The sequence below is a fragment of the Lentzea sp. NPDC092896 genome (assembly GCF_044754905.1).
Taxonomy (GTDB): domain Bacteria; phylum Actinomycetota; class Actinomycetes; order Mycobacteriales; family Pseudonocardiaceae; genus Lentzea.
On sequence record NZ_JBIVPX010000001.1, the window covers coordinates 2,159,763 to 2,183,414 of the forward strand.

At 69.1% G+C, this 23,652-nt stretch carries 20 protein-coding genes; 12 read left to right on the forward strand and 8 right to left on the reverse strand.

Annotation, left to right across the window (positions count from 1 at the left end; all coding sequences use genetic code 11):
* Positions 1-52 precede the first annotated feature (52 nt).
* Positions 53-832 carry an SDR family NAD(P)-dependent oxidoreductase gene (locus ACIQF0_RS09550; RefSeq protein ID WP_401026642.1) on the forward strand — a complete coding sequence of 260 codons (780 nt, stop codon included), beginning with the start codon at positions 53-55 and terminating at the stop codon, positions 830-832.
* 4 nt (positions 833-836) lie between these two features.
* Here the strand turns inward: ACIQF0_RS09550 and ACIQF0_RS09555 are convergent, their stop codons facing one another.
* From ACIQF0_RS09555 to ACIQF0_RS09570, 4 genes are read right to left on the reverse strand one after another with little or no spacing between them, the layout of a single operon-like run.
* Complete coding sequence (locus ACIQF0_RS09555; protein WP_401026644.1) at positions 837-2,282, reverse strand: beta-N-acetylhexosaminidase; 1,446 nt, start codon at positions 2,280-2,282, stop codon at positions 837-839.
* Positions 2,279-3,073: a Gfo/Idh/MocA family oxidoreductase gene (locus tag ACIQF0_RS09560; RefSeq protein ID WP_401026647.1), complete on the reverse strand. Its 795-nt coding sequence runs from the start codon at positions 3,071-3,073 to the stop codon at positions 2,279-2,281. Before ACIQF0_RS09560 ends, ACIQF0_RS09555 begins: the two co-directional genes overlap by 4 nt.
* The gene (locus tag ACIQF0_RS09565; RefSeq protein WP_401026650.1) at positions 3,073-4,005 is read right to left on the reverse strand and encodes a Gfo/Idh/MocA family protein; all 933 of its coding nucleotides are present in this window, start codon (positions 4,003-4,005) and stop codon (positions 3,073-3,075) included. The genes ACIQF0_RS09560 and ACIQF0_RS09565 overlap by 1 nt, the downstream gene beginning before the upstream one ends.
* On the reverse strand, positions 3,993-4,955 hold the full coding sequence (locus ACIQF0_RS09570; RefSeq protein WP_401026653.1) for a Gfo/Idh/MocA family protein: 963 nt from the start codon (positions 4,953-4,955) through the stop codon (positions 3,993-3,995). Before ACIQF0_RS09570 ends, ACIQF0_RS09565 begins: the two co-directional genes overlap by 13 nt.
* A gap of 254 nt (positions 4,956-5,209) precedes the next feature.
* Here ACIQF0_RS09570 and ACIQF0_RS09575 point away from each other — a divergent pair, with 254 nt between their 5' ends.
* Genes ACIQF0_RS09575 through ACIQF0_RS09590 form a run of 4 tightly spaced genes read left to right on the forward strand, consistent with a single transcriptional unit; the run spans position 5,210 to position 9,389 of the window.
* A complete protein-coding gene (locus tag ACIQF0_RS09575; RefSeq protein WP_401026657.1) occupies positions 5,210-6,172 on the forward strand; it encodes an acyltransferase domain-containing protein in 963 nt (320 codons plus the stop codon).
* A 27-nt stretch (positions 6,173-6,199) separates the two neighbouring features.
* The gene (gene ngcE / locus ACIQF0_RS09580; RefSeq protein ID WP_401026660.1) at positions 6,200-7,606 is read left to right on the forward strand and encodes an N-acetylglucosamine/diacetylchitobiose ABC transporter substrate-binding protein; all 1,407 of its coding nucleotides are present in this window, start codon (positions 6,200-6,202) and stop codon (positions 7,604-7,606) included.
* Entirely contained in the window at positions 7,603-8,577 is a 975-nt protein-coding gene (locus tag ACIQF0_RS09585) for a carbohydrate ABC transporter permease (RefSeq protein ID WP_401026662.1), read from the forward strand. The genes ngcE and ACIQF0_RS09585 overlap by 4 nt, the downstream gene beginning before the upstream one ends.
* Positions 8,574-9,389, forward strand: coding sequence for a carbohydrate ABC transporter permease (locus ACIQF0_RS09590; RefSeq protein WP_401026665.1), 816 nt, complete (start codon positions 8,574-8,576; stop codon positions 9,387-9,389). Before ACIQF0_RS09585 ends, ACIQF0_RS09590 begins: the two co-directional genes overlap by 4 nt.
* On the opposite strand, the gene ACIQF0_RS09595 is transcribed toward ACIQF0_RS09590, so the two are convergent.
* The 3 genes from ACIQF0_RS09595 to ACIQF0_RS09605 form a co-directional block, all read right to left on the reverse strand.
* Positions 9,350-9,736 (reverse strand): glycoside hydrolase family 20 zincin-like fold domain-containing protein, encoded by a 387-nt coding sequence (locus tag ACIQF0_RS09595; protein WP_401026668.1) that lies wholly within the window; start codon positions 9,734-9,736, stop codon positions 9,350-9,352. The genes ACIQF0_RS09590 and ACIQF0_RS09595 overlap by 40 nt on opposite strands.
* Before the next feature lie 104 nt (positions 9,737-9,840).
* Entirely contained in the window at positions 9,841-10,827 is a 987-nt protein-coding gene (locus ACIQF0_RS09600) for a dihydrodipicolinate synthase family protein (RefSeq protein WP_401026671.1), read from the reverse strand.
* Positions 10,827-11,837, reverse strand: a complete 1,011-nt coding sequence (locus tag ACIQF0_RS09605; protein ID WP_401026674.1) for an NAD-dependent epimerase/dehydratase family protein — start codon at positions 11,835-11,837, stop codon at positions 10,827-10,829. The genes ACIQF0_RS09600 and ACIQF0_RS09605 overlap by 1 nt, the downstream gene beginning before the upstream one ends.
* Before the next feature lie 131 nt (positions 11,838-11,968).
* Between ACIQF0_RS09605 and ACIQF0_RS09610 the strand changes: the two genes are divergently transcribed.
* The 6 genes from ACIQF0_RS09610 to ACIQF0_RS09635 are packed head-to-tail and all read left to right on the forward strand — an operon-like array spanning position 11,969 to position 18,083.
* On the forward strand, positions 11,969-13,105 hold the full coding sequence (locus ACIQF0_RS09610; RefSeq protein WP_360029983.1) for a GntR family transcriptional regulator: 1,137 nt from the start codon (positions 11,969-11,971) through the stop codon (positions 13,103-13,105).
* A complete protein-coding gene (locus ACIQF0_RS09615) occupies positions 13,102-14,103 on the forward strand; it encodes a Gfo/Idh/MocA family protein (RefSeq protein WP_401026678.1) in 1,002 nt (333 codons plus the stop codon). The genes ACIQF0_RS09610 and ACIQF0_RS09615 overlap by 4 nt, the downstream gene beginning before the upstream one ends.
* The gene (locus ACIQF0_RS09620; protein WP_401026681.1) at positions 14,100-15,377 is read left to right on the forward strand and encodes an ABC transporter substrate-binding protein; all 1,278 of its coding nucleotides are present in this window, start codon (positions 14,100-14,102) and stop codon (positions 15,375-15,377) included. The genes ACIQF0_RS09615 and ACIQF0_RS09620 overlap by 4 nt, the downstream gene beginning before the upstream one ends.
* Entirely contained in the window at positions 15,374-16,255 is an 882-nt protein-coding gene (locus ACIQF0_RS09625) for a carbohydrate ABC transporter permease (RefSeq protein WP_401026683.1), read from the forward strand. The genes ACIQF0_RS09620 and ACIQF0_RS09625 overlap by 4 nt, the downstream gene beginning before the upstream one ends.
* On the forward strand, positions 16,252-17,079 hold the full coding sequence (locus tag ACIQF0_RS09630) for a carbohydrate ABC transporter permease (protein ID WP_401026686.1): 828 nt from the start codon (positions 16,252-16,254) through the stop codon (positions 17,077-17,079). The genes ACIQF0_RS09625 and ACIQF0_RS09630 overlap by 4 nt, the downstream gene beginning before the upstream one ends.
* Complete coding sequence (locus tag ACIQF0_RS09635) at positions 17,076-18,083, forward strand: zinc-binding dehydrogenase (RefSeq protein WP_401026689.1); 1,008 nt, start codon at positions 17,076-17,078, stop codon at positions 18,081-18,083. The genes ACIQF0_RS09630 and ACIQF0_RS09635 overlap by 4 nt, the downstream gene beginning before the upstream one ends.
* 1 nt (position 18,084) lies before the next feature.
* Here ACIQF0_RS09635 and ACIQF0_RS09640 read toward each other — a convergent pair whose 3' ends face one another.
* Complete coding sequence (locus tag ACIQF0_RS09640; RefSeq protein ID WP_401026692.1) at positions 18,085-18,852, reverse strand: polysaccharide lyase; 768 nt, start codon at positions 18,850-18,852, stop codon at positions 18,085-18,087.
* 334 nt (positions 18,853-19,186) lie between these two features.
* Between ACIQF0_RS09640 and ACIQF0_RS09645 the strand changes: the two genes are divergently transcribed.
* Positions 19,187-23,644 carry an alginate lyase family protein gene (locus ACIQF0_RS09645; protein WP_401026694.1) on the forward strand — a complete coding sequence of 1,486 codons (4,458 nt, stop codon included), beginning with the start codon at positions 19,187-19,189 and terminating at the stop codon, positions 23,642-23,644.
* Positions 23,645-23,652 lie beyond the last annotated feature (8 nt).

The following is a 23,652-nucleotide window of genomic DNA, read 5'->3' on the forward strand; positions in this document are numbered from 1 at the left end:
GGACCGGCCGTAGTTTCGGCGTCGAGAAGGCACTCGCGAAAGGGCGAAACCCATGGCAGGCAAGACCTCTGACCTCACCGGGCAGAAGGCGATCATCATCGGCGGCACCAGTGGCATCGGCCTCGCGGTCGCCCGGCACGTGCTGGACGCCGGCGGATCCGTGGTCGTCACCGGCCGCACGCCCGCGAGCGCCGAGGAGGCCGTTGCGGTCCTCGGCGCACCGGGCAGGGTGACGGCATTGGCCGCGAACCTGGCGGACACCGTCGAGGTGGATCGGCTGCGTGAGGAGTTGGCCGGCCACGCCGACGCCACCCTGCTGGTCAACGCGGCAGGAGTGTTCTCCCCCAAGGAGTTCCTCAGCCACACGGGGGAGGACTACGACCGTTACCAGGCGATCAACCGTGCGTTCTTCTTCCTCACGCAGACCGTCGCCGGCGCGATCAAGGCGAGCGGTTCCCAGGGTGCGATCGTCAACATCGGCTCCATGTGGGCTCATCAGGCCGTGGCCGCCACCCCGTCGTCGGCGTACTCGATGGCCAAGGCGGGCCTGCACTCGCTCACCCAGCACCTCGCCCTGGAACTCGCGCCGTTCGGCATCCGCGTCAACGCCGTCGCGCCCGCTGTCGTGCGCACCCCGATCTACGAGGAGTTCATCCCGAAGGACGAGATCGACGGCACGCTCGACAGCTTCAACGCCTTCCACCCGCTGGGGCGCACCGGAACGCCGGACGACGTCGCTCAGGCGGTCGTGTTCCTGTTGTCGGGCCTGAGCGACTGGGTGACCGGCGCGGTGTGGAACGTCGACGGCGGTGTGATGGCCGGCCGGAACTGAGTGCTCAGACCATCTTCCGGTGGTGAGGCGCGATCTCGGCGAGCATCGGCTGGTGCTCGCCGAGCCGTGCGCGGAAGTCGGTCCAGTCCCGTTCGACCGACCACGCCGACTCGGCCAGCGCGCACAGTCGCGGGAACGCCAGGTACTCGGCGTGCTCGGGCGTGCGCACGAACTCGGTCCACAGCTGGCCCTGCGTCCCCAGCACCCGCGCCGCGCACTCCGCGTCCCACGAGGCCGGCAGCGGGTCGTTGCGGTAGACGTCCTCCAGCGACACCACCGCGGCGGGCTGGCCGGGCGGCTCGCCCTCGGCGCTCTGCGGGTAGTCCAGGTAGGTGCTGCGGAACGGCGCCATGACCAGGTGGTGGCCGCGGCGGACGGCTTCCAGGCCGTGCCGCGGGTCGCGCCAGATCATCACCGCGGCCTGGCGCGGGAGGCCGTGCGGGTTCTCGCCGTCGTCCCAGCAGATCGGGTGGCGGCCCTGGGAGACCAGGAACTCGCTGATCCGGCCCAGAAACCAGCCGTGCAGCGCGGACGCTCCCGGCAGACCCTCGGCGGCGACGCGGGTGGCGGCCAGCGAGCTGGTCTCCCACTCGACGGCCGGGCATTCGTCGCCGCCGATGTGGATGTGCGGGGACGGGAACACCTCCAGCACCTCGGTCAGGACGTCGCGCAGGAAGGTGAAGGTCTTCTCCTGCACGCCGAACAGCGCGTCGGACACGCCCCAGCCCGTCCACACCGGCAGCGTGCGCTCGGGAAAGTTGCCCAGCTCCGGGTACGCGGCGAGTGCGGCACGGGCGTGGCCGGGCATCTCGATCTCGGGCACCACGGTCACGCCACGAGCGGCGGCGTACGCGACCAGCGACCGCAGCTCCACCTTGGTGTAGGCGCCGCCGTGCGGGACTCCGTCGTAGGAGGCACTCCCGGCCGGGCCGATCATGCTCTCGGCGCGATGACCGCCCACCGTGGTCAGCGCCGGGTACCGGTCGATCGGCATCCGCCAGCCCTGGTCGTCGGTGAGGTGCAGGTGCAGGACGTTGAGCTTGTACAGCGCGATCTGGTCGACGAGTCGGCGCAGGTACGGCAGGGGCAGGAAGTGCCGGGCCACGTCGATCATCGCGCCGCGCCAGGCGAACCGCGGCTCGTCGCGCACCTCGACCGCCGGGATCCCGGAGCCGGAGATCAGTTGCCGCAACGACTGCACGGCGTGTCGCAGACCTGCGACCGACCCGCACAGGCGCACCGACGACGGCGTGACGGACAACGTGTAGCCCTCGCCGGCACCTTCGACCTCCAGCACGATGTCGCCGTCCTCGCGCAGCGGAAGGTCTACATAGGACTGCAGGAGCCGGGCGACGGGCAGCGCGTCTGCCGAGGCGGCGATCGCGGACGTGGGCGACAGCGTGAAGACGCCAGGGGAGCGGACCAGGTGGACCGGCTTGGGGATGATCATGCGATGGCCTTCGCGACGGCGTTGAGCAGGTGGATTGGGCGGAGCAGGTCGTCGTGGCCGATGGGTTGTTCGCAGGTGGCCGCCATGGCGAGGAACGCCTGCAGGCCGGGCACGAAGTAGTGCTCGTCGAGTTCGAGCGTGCGTTCCACGCCATCGCGAGAGCCGGTGAACGGTGCCTCGCCCAGCATCAGGTTGATCTCGACCTCGGTGTCGCCCACCTCGGCCTGGACCGCGATGCGGTCGGGGAGCTTGGTGACGCCGACGGACCGGATCGGCCCCGGTGCGAGGCGCAACGCCACGTCGACGGGATGGATGCCGTAGAAGAAGATGCCACCGTACGGGCTGTCTGGATCGACAGGCCCGGAAGTCACGACACGGCGTGCGGGACCTTCCGCGGCAAGGGCTTCGGTGTCGGGGATCCAGCGCAACGCGGAGAAGGACGTCAGCGGTGCGTTGTGCGCCTCGGCCTCCGCGATGATCGCGGCGGCGTCCTCGACCGTGCAGGCCAGCGGCTTGTCGACGAACACCGGAAAGCCCTCCCGCAGGAACGGCACGGCGTGGGCGCGGTGCAGGTCGCCGTGCCGGTCGGCCACAACGACCGCGTCGACCAGACCGAGCAGGTCCTCCGGCGCGTCCACGACCCGGTCGAGCGAACCCTTGGCCCGCAACGACTCGTTGCGCTCCGAGCGGCCACCGCTGATGGCCACCACACGAGGGCCTTGCCTGGCGTTGACGTAGTCGATGATGTGGTCGACGTGGCTGTTCTCGGTGCCGATGATGCCGATGCGCACTACCGCTCTCCATTCAGTGCGACGGGTTTCCCGGTGTGGGCGGACTCGTAGACGGCGAGCACGACGGCCAGCGCGCGGCGTGCGTCCGCCGTGCCCACGAGCGGAGGGCGGGAGTCGCGCACGGCGTCGAGAAAGTCGGTGTACTGGGCGAGGTGCGCGTCGTCCAGGGCGTCGCTCTCGCCGATCACGACGCTGCCGCGATCGCCGTGCACCGCGACCCGCACCGGCAGGCCGGGATTGGCGGCCGTGGTCGCGGTGATCGTGCCCAGCGCACCGCTCGCGAACGTCACCACGGCGGCGACCGTGTCCTCGACCTCGATCCGTTCGTGGGCCAGACAAGCGCTGCGGGCGAGCACCTCCACCGGCTCACCCATCAGCCACAGCAACAGGTCGACGGCGTGGATGCCCTGGTTCATCAGCGCGCCGCCGCCGTCGAGCGCCCAGGTGCCGCGCCACGGCTTGGAGTCGTAGTACTCCTGCGGTCGCCAGAACGTCGACTCGGCGATGCCCGAGGTGATCCGCCCGAGGTCGCCGATCGCCCGATGCGCGGCCGCGGACTCCGCCTGGAACCGCCGTTGGCTGATCACCGCCACGGTGCGGCCCGACTCCCGTTCGGCGGCGATGATCCGGTCCGCTGCCGCGAGCGTGATGTCGATGGGCTTCTCCACGACGACGTGCTTGCCCGCCCGCAACGCGAGCACGGCGGCGTCCGCGTGTGCGCCGCTGGGAAGGCACACGCTCACCGCGTCGACGTGCTCGAACGCGCCGGCCAGCGACGTCGTCGGCGTGCCACCGAACTCGGCCGTCACCCGCCGAGCCCGGTCCAGGCTGTGGTCCACGACCACGGCCAGCTCTGCCGATGACGTGATGGACCGTGCGTGCGTCTCGCCGATCGCACCGGCTCCGACCAGCGCGAACCTCAGGCCGCCCACCGGTGCACCACCCCTCCGCCGTCCGCGCTGTCCTGAGCCAGCAACGCGATTCGGGTCGCGACGAGGCTCGCGGAGGTGCCGACCTCGGGTTCCTCACCGGCCACGAACGCGTTCAGCGCCGCGACGGCCGGACGTCTTGCCGGCGGCAGGGTCACCGTCCACGGTGGACGATCACGGGTGACCGCGGTCAGCTCACCTCGTGCCCACAGAAGTTCTGCCGTTCCGTCGGTGCCCGTGAGGCGCATTCGGTAGTCGCCGTGCCACGGCGCCGCGTCCGGTGTCAGCCAGCTGACCTCGATCGTCGCCGCCACTTCACCGGCTTGCAGCAGGATCGCGCCGTGCGACGGGCCGCCGACGGCGCTCACCGTTCCCTCTCGGGCGCCGGTCAGCCACAGCACGAGATCGATGTCGTGCACGGCCAGGTCAGCCACCACTCCGCCGTAGGTCGACCGGTCGAGGAACCACGACGGCCGAGTGCTCCGGTTGAGCTTGTGCGGTCCGGACGTGGCCACCAGTGCCAGTGACCCGAGTGCCCCGGAGTCGAGCAGCACGCGGGCCGCGAGCGTCTCCGGGTAGCCCCGCTTCTCCAGCAGCAACGAGACGGACCGTCCCGTCTCCGAGGACGCCGCCGCGATCGCGTCCACATCGGACAGGCTGGTGCACAACGGTTTGTCGGCTATGACGTGCGCGCCTGCCCGCAGCGCGTCCACCACGACGGGACCGCGTTCGGAGTAGATCCCCGCGGCCACAACGACATCAGGTCGCTGGGCGGCGAGCAACGAGCGGTGATCGGCGTACGACGGCACCCCGTACCGAGCGGCGAGTGAGGGGTCCGGATCGCTGATGCCGACGAGTGAGACATCGGTGCGAAGAGGCAGTTCGTCGAGGACGTAGGCGACGTGCGGATGTGCTGCTCCGGCGACAGCGAGCCGGAGACCGGGATGGGACATGCGTGCCATTCAAATGCGCTGCCGATTGCCGAGTCAACGGTATGAATCCGGACTCGAAGGAATGAATCCTTACGTAGTGCAAGGCTCTGGCCTGGGGGAATGAGCGCACGGTAGTCATTCTTCAGCTGTTCGTGTGACCTGCGAAGAATCATTGACGTGCACGAGGTCACACATAATGATGTGCCGAACCAGGGCAAGACACGCCATATTCATTCCCGTTTCGGGGAAGGAATCGCCGGAAAGCAGGTGCCGCCATGAGCGCGACCGACGACTGGCTCGCCGCGCTGCTGAAACAACCGGCAGCCGACGTCGCGGACCTGGAACCGGTGACGACAGCGGAGGCCACACGACGGCTGGCGCTGCTCGGCGTTCCGGGCGCCGACCACACCGGCGTGCTGGCGACGCTGCCCAGTCCGAACAGGACACCGGACCTGTGGGAGGCGCTCCAGAGGTGCCACCAGGTCCTCTACGCGGCGGACCCGATCCCGAGCCGGAAGGTGGACTGGCCGAACGCCCCCGCCGAACTCGGCGAGGCCGGACGCTACTTCTACGTCCACCTCTTCCTGCTCGCACTGCCGTCTCTGCTGGCGTTGCACAGCGGGCTGAACATCCCGTTCGACGTCACCGCGGCGACCGTGCAGGACCTCGGCGCGAAGGTCGTCAGCTACCGCAAGTACTACGACACAGGCGGTTTCGATCGGCAGGGCTGGCTCGTGCGGCACTTCCGCGGCACGCTCTTCCGGCTCGGCAGACTGCAGTTCGACCGCGCGGTGCTCACGATCGACGAGTACCAGGCCGAGTCGGACGACGGCCCGAAGGACGGCACACCCGTTCTGGAGGTGCACATCCCCGGCGACGGGCCGATGACCCCCGAGGCGTGCGACGAGTCGTTCCGCCGCGCCAGGCCGTTCTTCACAGCGCACTTCCCGGACGAGAGCTACGAGTACGGCACCTGCCGTTCGTGGCTGCTCGACCCGCAGCTCGCCGACTTCCTGCCGGAGAGCTCGAACATCGTCCGGTTCCAACGCCTGTGGAGCCTGTTCGGGCCGACGCCGGACTGCGACAGCGACGTGCTGGAGTTCGTCCACCACCTGCCTCCCGGCACCGGCGACCTCGCCACCCTGCCGCAGGACACCACCCTGCAGCGCGCGATCGTCAGCCACCTCCAGTCCGGCGGCCACTGGCGCCAGGGCTGCGGCTGGCTCGCACTTCCCTGATCCCCTCCACCAAGAACGGACCTCGCCATGTCCTCCCACGAGATCTCGCGGCGCAGCATGCTCAGAGCCGCCGCCGTGCTGGGCCTGTCAGTGCCCACCCTGGCCGCGTGTGTGACCGCCGGCGGCAACGCCGGGCAGCAGTCGCAGGGCGGCGACAAGAGCTCCACCAACCCGTTCGGCGTCAAGGCCGACGCCCCGCTGGAGGTCGTCGTCTTCAAGGGCGCCTACGGCGACGACTACGTGATCGCGGCCGAAGGCGTCTACAAGAAGCAGTTCGGCGGCTCGGTCATCGACCACAAGGGCATCCAGAAGGTCGGCGACACGCTGCGGCCGAGGTTCGTCGCGGGCAACCCGCCGGACGTCGTCAACAACACCGGCGCGGGCCGGCTCGACATCGCCGCGCTCAACCAGTCCCAGCAGCTCGAGAACCTGGACAAGCTGCTCGACTCGCCGTCGTGGGACGACCCGAACGTGAAGGTGCGCGACACCCTGCTGCCCGGCGTGATCGAGGACGGCACGTACGACGGGGCGTTCGTGCGGTTCAACTACGCCTACACCGCCTGGGGTCTCTGGTACTCGAAGCCGTTGTTCGAGAAGAACGGCTGGATGTGGCCGCAGACGTGGCCGGAGATGCTCGACCTCTGCGAGGACATCAAGAAGACCGGCGTCGCGCCGTGGACCTACCAGGGCAAGTTCCCCGAGTACATGACCGACCCGTTGCTGGTCATGGCCGTGCGCGGGGGTGGCATGGACCTGTTGAAGTCCATCGACAACCTGCAGCCCAACGCGTGGCGGCACGAGTCGGTGAAGGCGGCCGCCGAGGCGATCGCGGAGCTGTCCGGCAAGGGCTACCTCATGGCGGGCTCGGAAGCGTTGTCGCACACCGAAGCGCAGGCAGCCTGGTGTCAGGGCAAGGCCGCGATCATCCCGAGCGGCTCGTGGCTCGAGGCGGAGCAGAAGTCCGTCACGCCCGCCGGGTTCGACATGGTGATGGGCGCTGTGCCGTCGCTGAACTCCAGCAGCAAGCTCAAGACCAACGCCATCCACGCGGCCAGCAGCGAGGCGTACCTCGTGCCGAGCCAGGGCAAGAACGTCCAGGGCGGCCTGGAGTTCCTGCGGATGCTGTTCTCCCGCGACGCCATGAAGGACTTCGCCAAGTCCGTCGGAACCCTGCCGTCGGTCAAGGGCGCCACCGAGGGCATCACGATGTCACCGGCGTTGAGCTCGGTCGCGGAGGCGGTGAAGAAGGCCGGTGACGACACCATCAACTACCGGCACCGCATCTGGTACCCGACGCTGACCAAGGCCGTCGACGACGCCGTCGCCGAACTGGTGACGCGCCGGATCACCCCGGCCGAGTGGGTTGACCGCGTGCAGAAGGCGGCCGACGACCTGGCCAAGGACACCAGCATCAAGAAGTACGAACGGAAGTGAGCGTCCTGACCAGGCCGGTGGAGCGGGCTGCGGCGCCCGCTCCACCCGCGCCGCGCAAGCGCCGCAGGCTCAACCGCGGGTACGGGTTCGTCATCGGCGCCCTCGCACCCGCGCTCGTGCTGCACCTGATCTTCGTCGTGTCGCCTTACGCACAGGCGTTCTATCTGTCTCTGACAGACTGGAACGGGGTCGCGGGCAAGGCGAACTTCGTCGGGTTCGACAACTTCGCCCGCCTGGCCGGCGACTCGCTGTTCCTCGACGCGATCAAGAACAACCTGGTGCTGTTGCTGCTGATGCCCGCGGCGACGATCGGCATCGGGCTGTTCCTCGCCACGATGATCCAGCGCGGCGGCAAGGACGGGCGCGGCGGTGTTCGCGGCTCCCGGTTCTACGAGATCGTGTTCTTCTTCCCGCAGATGCTGTCGGTCGCGATCGTGGCCGTGCTCTGGGGTTTCGCCTACAACCCGAACAACGGCCTGATCAACGGCGTGCTGCGTGCGGTCGGGCTCGACGGGCTGGCCCGCAGCTGGCTCGCTGAACCGTCGCTCGCGCTGTTCGCGGTGATGGCGGTGATGATCTGGTCGGGTGTCGGCTTCTACATGGTGCTGTTCAGCGCCGCGATCGACGCCATCCCCAAGGAGATCTTCGAGGCCGCGCTGATCGACGGCTCGACGGGCTGGACGACGTTCCGGCGCATCACCCTGCCGTTGTTGCGCGACAACGTCCAGGTGGCGTTCGTGTACCTCGGCATGGTCGCGCTGGACGCGTTCGCGCTGGTCCAGATCATGACGGTCGGCCCGGGCGGCCCGGACGGCTCCACCGAGGTCATGGGTCTGTCGCTGTACCGGACGGCGTTCGAGTACGGCAAGTTCGGCTACGCGAGCGCGATGGGCGTCGCGTTGTTCTTCGGCACGCTCGTGTTCGCGCTCGTCGCGTTGCGCGGCAACAAGGACCGGACGGAGCTGGCATGAAACGGTTCCCGCTGCACATCGCGCTCGGCTTCTGGGCGATCGTCACGGCGTTCCCGCTGCTGTGGGCGGTGACGAGTTCGTTCAAGTCCGACACGGAGATCCTCACCAGCCCGTGGACGGTGCCGGAGAGGCCGCGCTGGGAGAACTTCGGCCGCGCCTGGAACGAGGCGTCGATCGGGCAGTACTTTCTGAACTCGGTGATCGTCGTCGGCGGCGCGTTGTTCCTGACCATGCTGGTCGGGGGCATCGCGGCCTACACGCTGGCCCGCTATCGCTTCCCCGGCAACAGGTTCGTCTACTACCTGTTCGTGACGTCCCAGTTCTTCCCGACGTTCCTCGCTCTGGTGCCGTTGTTCTTCACGGTCGAGCAGATGGGCCTCTTGGGCACCAAACTCGGGCTGATCCTGGTGTACGCGACGTTCGCGACGCCGTTCACCATCTTCTTCCTGCACGCGTTCTTCCGGACGCTGCCGTCCGCGATCGCCGAGGCGGCGTTCATCGACGGCTGCACGCACTGGGGCGTGTTCTTCCGGGTGATGCTGCCGATGGCGCGGCCGGGCCTGGTGTCGGTCGCGATCTTCAACTTCCTCGGCCTGTGGAACCAGTACCTGCTGCCGCTGGTGCTCAATCCGGATCCGGAGAACTACGTGCTGGCGCAGGGACTCGCGGCGCTGTCGACGTCGCAGGGCTATCAGAGCGACTGGAGCGGCCTGTTCGCCGGCCTCACCATCGCGATGCTGCCGGTGTTGCTCGCGTACGTGTGCTTCCAGCGCTACATCCAGGCCGGAGCCACGGCCGGCGCGGTCAAGTGAGTCAGGTCCACCGCGGGCACGCGTCCGCCGGGTGACAACAGCCGGCGGAACTGCTCGACACCGTTGATCAGCCCTGCTGGGGTGGCCGCGCGCAGCATGATCGCGTTCGGGCTCACCAGCAGGGCATAGCCGTCTTCGCCGAGCCCGCGCATCGCAGGCTCGTGCGTCACCATCACCACGCCCTCCGGTGAGTTGCCGAGGACGATTCCCGTCTCGTCGTGGACGTAGCGGCGCAACAACTTCGCCGCCTCACCGGCGTTCCCGATCGACCTGATGTCCATGCCCTTGCGCAGCAGGAACTGACCTGTGCGGCGGCGGGGCTCTTTGTCATGCCTGCGAATCGCCATGACGTTCCTCCTGGGACGAATTGATTCCGTTGACACACAAAGGATCTGAGGGCAAGGGTGAAGGTGCGGGCATCCGTGGGCGGACGCGATGCCCGCACCTCCCTTCAGTGCAGCCAGTCCGCGTAGGTCTTCTGCACGCGGGTGAGCTCCTCGGCCTGGCCGGGGGAGAGGGTCTCGTGCGGGTCGAGGCACCAGATGCCACGCAGGATTCCCTCACGCCGCAACACTTCGTGCACGCCGGCGATGACGCCCGCGAAGTTGTTCCGCACGTCGAACACAGCCGCGTTGGCGTCCACGCACATCGCGCTCAACGCCTCGACGCGGGCTCGTGCCTCCGCATCGCCGTCCACGGCGGCGTGGGCGTCCTGGAGGATCCGCACGGCGGAACGCGTCCACACCGCCCAATGCCCGAGCAGGCCGCCGACGAAGCGCCTCACCCCGCCCCGCACGTGGAACGGCGTGAGCAGGTCGCTGACGATGTTGTCGTCGTTGCCGGTGTAGAGCGCGACTTCGGCGCCCCGGTCGGAGTCGGCGACGCCCTGGACGAGTTCCAGCGTCCGGTAGCGGTCGAACGGCGCGGCCTTCACGGCCACCGTCGACGGCTGGTCGGCGAGGCGGCGCCAGTAGGCGCGGGGCAGGTAGCGGCCGCCGACGGCTTCCTGCAGGTAGAAGCCGATGGTGGGCAGGACTTCGCCGATGGCGGCGCTGCGGTCGAGGAGGTCGTCGGGGGAGAGGTCGGGCAGGCCGCCGGGGGAGACGAGGACGGCGTCGTAGCCGAGTTCGCGGGCCACCTCGGCTTCGACCACCGCCTGCCGAGTCGGGCCGGCGACTCCGGCGACGCGCAGGAACGGCGCACGTCCGGCGATCTCCTCCGCCGCCAGTTCCAGCACCGGCCGGTAGAGCCCGTGCTCCCGGATCTCGAACTGGGTGGTGTGCACCCCGACCGCGAGTCCGCCGGCGCCCGCCTCCAGGTAGTAGCGGGTGAGGGCCCGTTGCCGTTCCTCGTCGAGCGTGCGGGACTCGTCCAGCGCCAACGGGTGCGCGGGGATCACCGTGCCGCGGTGCAGCAGGGCGGCTGTCGCGAAGTCCATCAGAACCGCCCGTCCCGTCGCTCGAACTTCGTCGGCTTCGACCAGAGCGGCCCGCCGCCGCGCAGCCACTCGGCCTGGAGGTCGATCAGCTGCCCGAGCGTGCGGTCCGGGTAGCCGAACAGCTCGTGGCACGTCGTCGCGTCGCTGAGCAGCGAGGTCTCCGGCAGGTAGCCGGTGAACGAGGCCTCCACGCCGAGGCGAGCGGCAAGGCGCGTGGCGATCGAGCGGACGGACGCGGTCTCCGGTCCGGTCAGGTTGAGCACGAACGGGTCGTTCGAGGCTCGTCCGGCACTGCGCAGGACGACCTCGTTGGCGTAGCGCTGCCACACCACGTTCACGGCTCCGGTGGTGAGGTCGATCGGCGTGCCCTTGACGAGCTTCCGCGCGAGGTCGGCTATCACGCCGTACCGGGGTTCGCAGGCGTAGTTGAGCCTGATCAACGCCACGGGCGTGCCCCTGGTCCGTGCCGCGTGCGTGAACACCTGCTCGCGGCCGCGGCACGTGATCGCGTAGTCGCCGTCGGGCCGCGGTTCGTCGGTCTCCACGCTGCCACCGGTGACCGGCGTGGTCATGCCGTAGACGTTGCCCGTGGACAGTGCGACGATCCGCGCCTTCGGGTAGCGCTCGGCGACGTACGCGGGCAGCACGGTGTTGGTCATCCACGCCTGCTCCGGCGCGCCCGCGGTGCCGAACTTGGCGCCCACCAGGAAGATCACCGTGTCGGCATCCGGCAGATCGGCGACCGCCGCCGGGTCCCCGAGGTCCGCCGTCACGATCTCGACGCCCTGGGCCTCGACCCGCGCGCGACCGTCCTCGTCGGACCATCGCGACACCGCCCGCACCCGTGCGTCGCCACCGGCCTGAGCGAGGGCTCGCTGGGCCATGCCGGCGATGCCCGACCCGGTCTTGCCGCCCGCTCCGAGCACGACGACGTCACCCCAGGCGGTGGCCTCCGCGACCAGCGCGGGAGAGGGCCTTGCGAGTTCTTCTTCGAGGTCTGCCTCATTCATGAGGGCACACTCCCAGCGTGCGACTAATTCATTCTTTGAAAGGAATGAATTTTTGGCCTGATGTGGTCTTGGCTCACAAAATCACAGGTCACCTCTTGCGGCAAGGAGCAGCATGAGTCATTCTTCCCGGCATGACATCAGCTGAATCGGGGGATTCATTCCTTCATTCCTCCGCTGGCCCGAAATGGCAGTGGGCCGCTGACCGTCTGCGCAAGGACATCGCCGACGGGGTGTACGGGCCTGGTGACCAGCTGCCCGTCGAACGTGAGCTGGCCACCACGCTGTCGGTCAGCATCAACACGATCCGGCGCGCCGTCGGCCAGCTCGTGCACGAGCAGATCGTGCTGCGCAGGCAGGGCGCGGGCACGTTCGTCCGCTCCGAGACGGCGCCGATCGGATCGGGACGGCCGCTCGTCGGAGTGCTCGTCCCGTCGACGACCTACTACTACCCGCGCGTGATCGACGGACTGCAGCGCGTGTTGCGCGGCGCGGGCGTCGGAGTCGTGCTGGTGTGTTCGAAGTACGACCTCGACGTCGAACGCGACGAACTGCGCACCATGCTCGAAACCGGTGTGCAGGGCCTGCTCCTGGTGCCGAGCCTGCACCTGATGAACGACCCGCAGTCCTACGTGGACGGCCTGCGCGACCTCCCGGTCCCGTACGTGCTCGCCGAGCGGCGCCCGCCGTCACCGGAGCCGGACGACCCGACCACGTTCGTCGGCACCGACCACGCCGGCGGTGTCTGCAAGGCCGTCCGGCACCTGAAGTCGCTGGGGCACGAGAAGATCGGGTTCCTCGGCCGCGTCAGCACCGGCACGTCCGAGCAGGTCGCGAACGGGTTCGACGAGGCCGTCGAGCTGCTGGACGTCGATGCCGCCGCCACCGTGCGCAGGCTGCTGTGGCAGGCGCAGGACATCTCCGCGTACGCCCGGCGTTGTGCCGAATCCGGTGTCACGGCGGTGTTCTGCCACGGTGACCGCGACGCCGCCGCGTTGATCGTCGCCGCGCGCCGGCTCGGCCTGTCCGTGCCGCGCGATCTCGCCGTGGTCGCGTACGACGACGAGGTGGCGGAGGTCGGCGACATCCCGCTGACCGCCGTCTCGCCCCCGAAGACCGAGGTGGGCGCGCTGGCCGCCCAGCTCCTCCTCCACCGCATCGACGGTGGCCGCAACGTTCCCTCCCAGCAGGTGCTCATCCAGCCGCGGCTCGTCGTCAGGGCGTCGTGCGGCTCCGCAGAGCTGAAGCTTCACGAGAAAGCAGGGACATGACCTCATTCCGGATCGGACTCCTGGGTGCCGGCGCGGTCGGCGCGCACCACGTCCGTGCGGCGGCCGGAGCCGACGGCTACGCGATCGCGGCGATCTGCGACGTGCGGCGCGAAGCGGCCGAGGCACTCGCGGCACCGGGCGTCGAGGTGTACGACGACTACCGCACGATGATCACGGAGGCGAACCTCGACGCCGTCATCATCACCACGCCTCACTCGTTGCACGCCCAGCAGGTCGTGGAGGCCGCGCAGGCCGGGCTGCACGTGCTGGTGGAGAAGCCGATGGCGACCACCGTCGAGGACTGCTCGCGGATGATCGAGGTCTGCCGGGACGCGGGCGTGCTGCTCGCGGTCGCCCACGTCATCCACTTCGACCCGGTGGCACGGGAGACCCGCGCGCTGATCGCGTCCGGCGAGTTCGGTGATCCGCTGCTGATCGCGCACCGCCGGTCCGCGCACTACGAGCGGAACTCGCGGCCCGCCTGGTTCTTCGACCCGGTTCTCGCCGGTGGTGGCATCGTGCTGAACGTCGGCACGCACGGCCTGGACCGCATCCAGTGGTTCGGCGGCGGCACCGTGCGCAGGGTCAGCAGCGTGGTGCGCGGCCGCGAGGGGATAGACGTCGAGACCGACTCGCTCGCACTGATCGAGCTCGCCAACGGCGTGACCGCCAGCGTCGTGCTGACCAGCAGGGGAACGCCCTACTACGACGAGACCGACGTCGTCATGCCGGAGGTGACGCTCCGGGTCTCCGCCGCCGACGGCCTGTTGTTGCTGCGGGACGGCAACATCACGACGCTGGTCGAGGCGAGTCCCAGCCACCTGCGCACGGCGTTCCGGTCGCAGCTCGACGGGTTCGTGTCCGCTGCTCGCGGCGACGGCGGCGAGTACATCGACGGCGCCTACGGCCGGTCTGTCGTGTCGGCGGCGCTCGCCGTCTACCAGGCCGCTGATCGCGGCAACCCCGTGGACGTGCCACGGCCGGCGGTGAGGCCGTGATCACCCGGCGCAGCCTGCTCGCTGCGGCCGGTCTGACCCTGCTGACGGGGTGCTCGTCGTCCACAAAGGACCCGAACGGGCCGCTGAAGTTCTGGTCGTCGCTGCGCGGCACGAACACCGTCGTGGACGCCTGGAACGCGCTGAACCCTCGCGAACCCGTCGTGCTGGAGACGGTGACCTCGGGGTTCGCCGGTGGCAACGCGAAGCTGTCGAACGCCGCCCGCGCCGGCAACGCGCCGGACGTCGTGTCGATGGCCGACGCCGACCTGCCGATGTTCGCGCTGGACGGCGTCGCCACCGACCTGACCGACCTGGTCAGCGCACAGCTGCGGTCGGAACTCGGCGAGGTGGCCTGGTCCGGCGCCACGTTCGGCGGCCGCGTCTACGGCGTTCCGCTCGACCTCCCGCCGTTGCTGATGCTCTGCCGCGAGGACGTCCTGCGCGAGCACGGTGTCGACGTGCCGACCACGTGGGACGAGTTCCGCGAGGCGGCGCGCGCCCTGAAGGCCAGGAACGTCTACCTGACCGCCTTCCACCCCAACGGCTACAACCTGTTCGCCGCGCACGTCATGCAGACCGGTGGGCGCTGGTTCGACGTCGACCGCGACTCGTGGGTCGTCAACTTCACCGACGCGGGGTCGTTGAAGGCGGCCGAGTACTGGCAGGGCCTGCTCGACGAGCAGTTGCTGTTCCTCGCGCCCGGCAGCAGCCAGGAGTGGCTCGCCGCCCTCGCCGAGGGACGGGTCGCCACCCACCTGGTCAGCACGTGGGGCGTGGCCGCGCTGGCGTCCTCGGTGCCCGGCGGCACGGGGAAGTGGCGCATCGCGGCGGCCCCGCAGTGGGACCCCGCGAAGCCGTCGATCGGACGGGACGGCGCCTCGCTGCACGTGATCACCGCGGAGAGCGTCAAGAAGGAGCGGGCGATGCGGTTCATCGAGTGGATGTCGACCTCGCCCGAGGCGATCACCGCGCGCCTGTCGAGCGGGCGGTCCAGCCTGCTGCCCGCCGCGCCGAAGCTGTGGGACGCGGCCGCGAAGCAGTTCAAGACCACGTTCTACGGCGGCCAGGACCTCTACGGCCTCGCCGCGAAGCAGTACGAACTGCAGCACGGCGGCTGGATGTGGGGGCCGCGGATGCAGTCCACCGCCACGTCCATCCACCACGGGCTGGCCCGGATCCCGTACGGCACCACGATCGCGCAGGCTCTTCGTGACGCCGAGGCGGAGACGTTGCCGGACATGCGCAGCCTCGGTCTGTCGGTGAGGCGCTCGTGATCAGGCAACGCTCCGCCCTCGGCCTGCTGCTCGGCCCGTTCGTCGCGCTGCTGGCCGTCGTGTTCCTCGCGCCCACGCTGTACGCGATCTACCTGAGCTTCTTCGCCCGCTCGCACACCGGGCTCGGGTTCGGCAACGGCCAGACCGCGTTCGTCGGACTCCGCAACTACGGCGTCGTGCTCACCGACCCCAGCTTCCTTCAGGGTGTCGGCGTCACGTTGCTGTACTCGGCCGTGTTCATCCCGCTGGTGATCGTCGGCGCGTTGTCGCTGGCGTTGCTGTTCGACTCGGGAGTGGTGCGGTTGCGGCAGATCAGCCAGACGATCCTGTTCGTGCCGCACGCCGTGCCGGGCATCATCGCCACCGTCCTCTGGCTCTACCTCTACACGCCCGGCATCTCGCCGGTGATCGACCTGATGAAGGGCCTCGACGTCGAGGTCAACTTCCTCGGGCTCGAGATGGTCGTGCCGTCGCTGGTGAACATCGCGCTGTGGAGCGGTCTCGGCTACACGACGGTGATCTTCTTCGCCGCGCTGCGCGCCGTGCCGCAGGAGGTGCTCGAGGCGGCCGCGATCGACGGCGCCGGGCCCGTGCGGTCGGCCGTGACGATCAAGGTGCCGCTGATCAGGGGCACGATCGTCACCGTGCTGATCTTCACCGTGATCGGCGCGCTGCAGCTGTTCACCGAACCCATGCTGCTCAGCAAGGTCACCCCGCTGATCGGACCGCGGTTCACCCCCAACATGTACATCTACGACGCCGCGTTCGCGCGCAACAACCACAGCCTGGCCTCGGCGGCCTCGGTGTTGCTGCTGATCGTGTGCTGTCTGCTCTCGTTCGCCGTCACCCGTGGCGCGTCCAGGGGAGGTAGAGCATGACCGGGCGGCTCACCGCGAACGTCGTGATCGGTGTCGGCGCGCTGTACGCGTTGCTGCCGCTGGTCTGGCTGCTGCTGGCCTCCACCGTGGACACCGAGGCGCTGTTCGCGTCCGACTTCTTCTCACTCGAGAACTTCGCCCTGGTGGACAACGTCAAGGGCCTGTTCACCCAGGAGAAGGGCATCTACGGGCGCTGGTACCTCAACAGCATCATGTACGCGGTCGGAGGCGCGGCGGTCGGTGCGTTGATCAGCACGGCCGCCGGGTACGTGTTCGACAAGTTCTCGTTCACCGGCAAGAACCAGCTGTTCGCGCTCGTGCTGGTGTCGGTGATGGTGCCGGCCGCGGTGCTCGCGTTGCCGCTGTACCTGATGGCGTCGGCGGCCGGTGTGGCGAACACGATCTGGTCGGTGATCATCCCGGTCCTGTTCAACCCGTTCGGCGTCTACCTGGCGCGGGTGTTCTCCGCGTCCTACGTGCCGAACGAGGTGCTCGAAGCGGCACGGGTCGACGGCGCGACGGAGATCCGCAGCTTCGTGTCCGTGGGACTGCGGATGCTGGCGCCGGGGTACGTGACGATCTTCCTGTTCCAGCTCACGTCCATCTGGAACAACTTCTTCCTGCCGCTGGTGATGCTGTCCGACCAGAACCTCTACCCGGTCAGCCTCGGCCTCTACAGCTGGAACTCGCTCGCGAACATCGACCCCGACTACTACCCGCTGATGGTCGTCGGTTCGCTGTTCGCGTTGTTGCCGCTGGTGCTCGCTTTCCTGTTGTTGCAGCGGTACTGGCGGTCTGGACTCACCGCAGGGAGTGTGAAATGAGGGTTTTGGAGTACATCGGGACTCGTGAGCTGCGCTGGCGCGAAGTCCCGGACGCACGCGTCGTCGATCCCGGCGACGCGGTGGTGCGGCCGGTCGCCGCCACCACGTGCGACCTCGACCGGGCGGTGATCGCGGGGCGCACGCCGTTCCCGGCGCCGTTGCAGCTCGGGCACGAGTGCGTGGCCGAGGTCGTGGAGGTGGGGGACGAGGTCTCCGGGCTGGTCGCGGGTGATCTCGTCGTCGTGCCGTGGCACATCTCGTGCGGGACCTGCGCCACGTGCTCGGCGGGGGCGCCGTCGCGTTGTCTTTCGGTGCCCCGGTACGCGATGTTCGGGCTGCCGCTCGGCGGTGCGTGGGGCGGCCTGTTCTCCGAACTCGTGCGGGTGCCGTGGGCTGCGGCGAACCTGGTCAAACTGCCGCACGGGGTGAAGCCCGAGGCGTTCGCTTCAGCCTCGGACAACCTGACGGACGCGTACGGCAGCGTCCTCAAGGGACAGACGCACCTGCCCGGCGCGCCGCTGCTCGTGTTCGGGGGAACCAGCATCGGGCTGTACGCCTGTGCGTTCGCTCGTGCGCTGAGTGCGTCCCGGGTCGTCTACGTCGATACGAACGAACGTCGTCGCGCCATTGCTGAGGGGTATGGCGCGCAGGCGGTCGCATCGGCAGGCGACCTGGACCGGCGGGAGTTCCCGCTGACGTACGACGCCTCCGGGCATCCGGACGGGCTCACGGCGGCGCTGAAGGCGACCGAACCCGGTGGGCACTGCCACAGCGCCGGCATCTACTTCGCCGGTGTCACGGTGCCCACCGGGCCGATGTACATGAACGCCGTCACGTTCACGACGGGCAGGCCCGACATCACGCCGCACCTGCCCGCCGTGCTCGCTCTGGTGGCCGGGGGAGAGGTGGATCCCCTGCCGGTGTTCAGCGATCACCTGACGTTCGACTCGCTACCGGAGACCCTGGCGCTGTTGCCGGAGAAACCGTTGGTGACGCATGGATGAGCTAGATCGGGCTGGTGTTGACGCGCAGGTCGTCGTACCAGATGTAGCCCGTCCTGGTGGGCGCGAACGAGGCGTCGCCGCCGCCCGCGAACGAGGAGAGGTACGCCCGGTCGATCAGGTCGCCGTTGCGCACGAACTTCAGCCCGGTGATGAGCGCGGCCTGGCGGCCGTTGAACCACACCTGGATCTCGCCGTCCGGGTTGGCGTTGCCGTTCGTCACGGTGTTCACCTTGACCCGCTGCACGATCTCGACCCACTGGCCCGGCGGGTAGTACACCGGCTTGCCGTCGAGCGAGAGGTCCCGGTAGTCGCCGTACTGGCTGGCGTGGTCCATGCTGTAGTAGTAGATCGCCGCCTTGCCGCCGCTGCGCCAGATGAACCGCGACGTGAAGCCGTTGTAACCGTCGCACGGGATGCCGCCGGAGCAGGACGCGCCCGCGCCGAGCCCGACGCCGACCTTGCCGGCGAAGTTCGTGTTGCCCCAGCTGAAGTCCGAGCTGAAGCGCACCCACTGCGCCACGTAGTACTGCTGGGCGCGCGGGATCGCGAACGGTGCCTGCGCGCCGGACGGCCCCGGCCCGAACTGCCCGGCCGGGTAGGTGACCCGCAACGACTTGCTGCCGCTGCGCTTCACGCTGGAGTCGATGTACGTGCGGGTGTCGAGACCCTGGTGCCAGGGCGCGTTCCAGCCGTCGGCGGCCCATTTCGCGAGCGTGTAGGGCGAACCGGCGGCAGGGGTTTCGAAGTAGTTGTTCAGCGCTGCCGCCATCGCCGATGGTGCGGCAATGGTAGAGGCGAGTATCGCCGCGCAACTGGAAAGCACGAGCAACGTCTTTGTTCGCATGCATTTCCTCCACAGGGGTGTGACCCGCGGGCGGGCGGGAGGACGAGGTGGTCTGCACCACTTACCTGACGCAGTATTGCCACGTGGCGGGCGGTGGGTCAACGGAAGATGAAGTCATTCCGCAAAGATTCCGGTGTGGACGGTGGAGTGGAAACCGGGCATTGACTGGACTTCCGCGATGTCGCAGGATTCCGGCAACGTGCGGGGGCCGTTGCATTCCTTCCCTCAGGCGGAATGAATTCTTATCTGGAGGAACCCGATGAGGAGATCTGTCGCGGTGTTGCAGGCGTTCGTCGTCGTGGCGGCCATGGCCGTCGCCACGAGTGCGACCGCTTCCGCCGCACCAGGACCACCGGCCCCGGACACACCGGTGGCACACGAACTGCTGCGCAACGGCGGCTTCGAGAACGCCACCACGTCGTGGACGCTCTCCGCCGGAGCCAAGCGCGAGAACGGTGCTCTCACCGTCACGTCCGCCACGGGCTCGGCCTGGGAAGGCGCCACGTCGGCGTCGTTCGGGATCGACGTCCGGCGGATCAGCTCGGTCAAGGTGTCCGGCCGCGTGCGGCTGGACAACGTGGTGCAGGGCGCGACCGCCGACAACGCGGCGAAGATCAGCATCGCGTTCGTGGACGCCACCGGCAAGCGCACCTGGAAGGGCGTCAACCTCGTCGGCACGCAGGACTGGACCGAACGAGCCGACGTGCACACGGTTCCACCCGGCACGGTGTCGGCGTTCCTGTCGATCGCGCTGGACCGGGCGAAGGGCACGGCGCGGTTCGACGATCTGAAAGTCAGGGCCGAGTCGTGGGTGAACCTGGTCAACAACCCGAGCTTCGAGCTCACCTCACCGTCCACTGAGGCCTGTCCGGCGCCTGCCTGGTGCACGCCGTACCTGAGCGCCACCTACAAGGTCGACTCCACGACGGCCTTCCACGGCACGCGGTCGCTGCGCATCGACGCCTCGCCGACGCAGAAGATCGGCGGGTTCGTCACCGTTCCGCTCGACCAGAGGACCTGGCCCGTCGTGCAGGTCTCGGCCAAGGTCAAGCTCGACAGGATCGAGACCGCCGACTACACGGACTTCCCGGGCGGCCTGCGGGTCACCGTCGGGTTCCTCTACACCGACGCGAACGGCCAGAGCGTCTACTCGCCGTCCGGCCTGCTCAACGGCGTGCTGACCGGCTCGCGCGACTGGACGACGATCTCCGGCACCTTCCGGGTGCCGCCGCTGATGACGAAGCTGCAGATCATCCCGGCGATCCAGAACGCCACCGGCACCGCGTGGGTCGACGACGTCCGCGTCACGCCCGAGTCGCCGTGGATCTCGCCGGACACGCAGACCAAGAGCGCGGCCGCCGGTGGTCAGGCGAAGTTCCAGACCACCGTGACGAACCGCCGCGCTGTCGCCGACTCGCTGCAGCTCGCGGTCGACGGTCCCGGTTCGGTGACGCCCGCCGCGACCCCGGTGTTGCAGCCGGGGGAGTCCGCGATCGTCTCCGTGTCGCTGCCCGCGGGCTCGTCCGGCGTGCTGACCGCGACGCCCGCCGGCGACGTGACCCTGGTTCAGCAGGCGAGCTTCAAGGCGGAGCAGGCGACCTCTCCCGGTGGCGCGCCACGGGTCTACAGCACTCCCGCGCAGCTCGACGCGCTGAAGCAGCGGATCGCCGGGCAGGACTGGGCGCGCAAGGCGTTCGACTCGGTCGTGAAGGCCGAGGCGGACGCGTGGCTCGCGCGGCCGCTCGACCAGCCGGTGAACCACGGCGGCTGGAGCGGCAACTTCAAGTGCCCCGGCACCAACACCTCGCTGGAGTTCAACTACAGCTCCCCGAAGCTGCACCGCTGCCCGATCGACGGCAAGTCCTACACCGGCGACCTGCTGGACGCCGCGTGGATCGAGATCTGGCACAACAACGCCGCCCAGGCCGTCGCCGACCTCGGGCTCGCCTTCCGGGTGACCGGCGACCAGCGTTACGCGGCCAAGGCGCGGGACGTCCTGGCGTACTACGCCGAGCGGTTCCTGTCCGTGCCGTTGAACGTGATCTACGGCCGGGTGCACTACCAGTCGCTGGACGAGGCGGTCGCCGCGATCGGCCTGATCGACGGCTACGACCTGATCCGGGACACGCTGCCCGAGTCCGACCGGGTCGACATCTCGCTGAACCTGTTGAAGCCACTGGCCGAGCTGGTGCAGTCGTATCCGACGGTGACGTCGAACTTCCAGGCCTGGACGGTCGCGGCGGTGCACGGCGTCGGGTCCGCGATCGGCGACGAGGGCCTGCGGAAGTGGGCGCTGGACGATCCCGAGATGGGCACCGAGTTCCTGCTGAACAAGGCGCGGCTGTCCGACGGCTGGTGGTGGGAGGGTGCCGCGAGCTACCACGTGTACGCGTTGCAGGCGCTCACCTCGCTCGCGGTCTCCGCGCGCAACCTGGGCGAACGTGACTACACAGTGGACGAACGCTTCCGCTCGATGCACACGATCCTGCTGCCGTACCTGCATCCTGACCTGACGATCCCGGCCGCCGGTGACGGCGGCACGTGGGGCCGGCGCTTCGGTCCGAGCTTCGCGGCGATCGCCGAGTGGGCCTACGCGGAGTACGGCGAACGCGACTTCGCGACGGGCCTGAACTACGCCTACACCAACCTCGGACGCCCGCGTTCGGACCGGTGGGCGTTGCGCTTCGGCGTCGACTCGCTGCCGAGCCTCAGTGGACCGCGTCAGCCCAGCGCCACGTTCGGCGGGCTCGGCGAGACGGTGCTGCGGTCCTCCGACGCGCCGAACCTCGTGCCGAACCCCGGTTTCGAGGAGGCGTCGCTGGCGGATTCGGCCAAGCCCGCGTTCTGGCAGCTCGGCGGCGGCACGTGGAAGGACCGCAGGCTGACCGGTGCGGCCTCGCAGACGTTCCCGCTCGACGGCTCCCGGCTCAGTCACCTGACGTTGCAGGCGATGGCGAAGGGCAAGGGAAGCATCGACGCGGTGTTCCTGCTCGACCGGTGGGAGGTCGGCCGGGGATCGCTGACCATCTCCGGTGACTCCTGGTCTGCTCGGGAGGCCGGCCTGGACGTGCCGCCACTGGCCCGTGCGGTGAAGTTGTCCGTGCGGGGCGACGTGACGGTCGACGACGTCGATCTGTTCGCCGACGACCTGCTCGGTTCCGGCGGGTTCGAGGACTCGGCCCGGGGCTGGAAGGCCGAAGGCGCGGCCGAGTTGTCGCCGCTGCCGTACCGCGGTTCGTCGTCGGCGAAGGTCACCGGTGGCCTGAACCGCAGTGCCTGGACCACCGATGTCCCGGTGACCGGCGGGAACGTGACGTCGGTGAAGCTCGACGCGCGGACGTTCTCACCGTTGCTGCCGCTGAAGGAGAACGGTGGTGCACGGATCGAGCTGTCGTTCGTGACGCCCGCGGGTGTCTCGGCGCCGGTCGTGACCACGTTCCACGACCTGCTCGGCTGGCGTTCCCGGACGCTGAGCGCCGACGTGCCGAAGGACGCGATCGCCGCCAGGATCTCGCTGGTGGTGGAGAACGCGGCGGGCGTCGCGTTGTTCGACGACGTGCGGCTGGGCTTCTCCGGTGCGGTCGATCCGTTCCAGGCCAACGCGCTGCGGCTCGACCACGGCGTCGCGGGCGGTACCCACGGCCACGCCGACAAGCTGCACCTCGACGTCGTCGGCGGGGGAGGGCTGCAGTCCACCGACCTCGGCCAGATCTACGGTGTCGACAACGCGGACCTGACCAACAACTGGTACCGCGAATCGGTGTCGCACAACACCGTCGTCGTCGACGGCAAGAGCCAGGACCGCAACATCCGCGGTGCGCTGGAGTACTTCGGCACCACGCCGCGGTTCAAGGTGGTCGACGCCAAGGCGGACAAGCCGTACGCGGCGATGCCGGACGTGTCGCTGCGGCGGGCCGAACTGATGACCGACGAGTACACGGTGGACGTCTTCGACGCTCGCGGTTCGTCGGCGCACCGGTTCGACCAGTCGTGGCACGGTGTCGGCGACCTGACGGTGTCCGGCCCGGTGATGGCCCCGCCGGCCTGCGGCACGTGCGTGCTCGACCCGAACGACAAGGACTTCGGCTACGACGAACTGCGGTTCGTGGCCGAGGGGACCGCGGCGAACGGTGCCTGGCAGGCGGAGTGGAAGACGCCGCAGTCGGTGTTGTCGATGAGGGCGCTCGAACCGTCGTCCACGCGGGTGCTCCAGACGACAGGGCCCGGCCTGGCCACGGACGGCAAGCAGATCCCGTTCGTCCTGGCCCGGCGTGACGGGACCACCACCCGGTTCACCACGTTGCTGGAGACCAGGTCTGCGGCCGCACCGAGTGCGATCGTGTCTGCACAACAGGTGCGGGACGGGCACGTTCGCGTGCAGCTGGCCGGCGATCGGCATGACGACGTGCTGTACGACGGCGGGTACGCGCTGGTGCGCAGGGCGGGCGAGAAGCCGCTGAGCGTCGATCTGCTGAACCGCCAGTCGGTCGAGGTCGACGGACGTACGTGGTTCACGGCGTCGAAGAAGCTGGAGAACGCCTCCGCGGTGTTCGACGGGAGCACGTTGCGGCTCGCGGTCGGGCGCACGGCGGACCGGGGCCAGGTGACGATCACCGTGCACGCCCCCGGTGTCCGCACCGTCGAGCTGAACAACCAGCCGGTCAGCTCGGTCACCCGGCACGGCGATCTGCTGAAGGTGACGTTCACGGTCGGATAGCGGTGCGA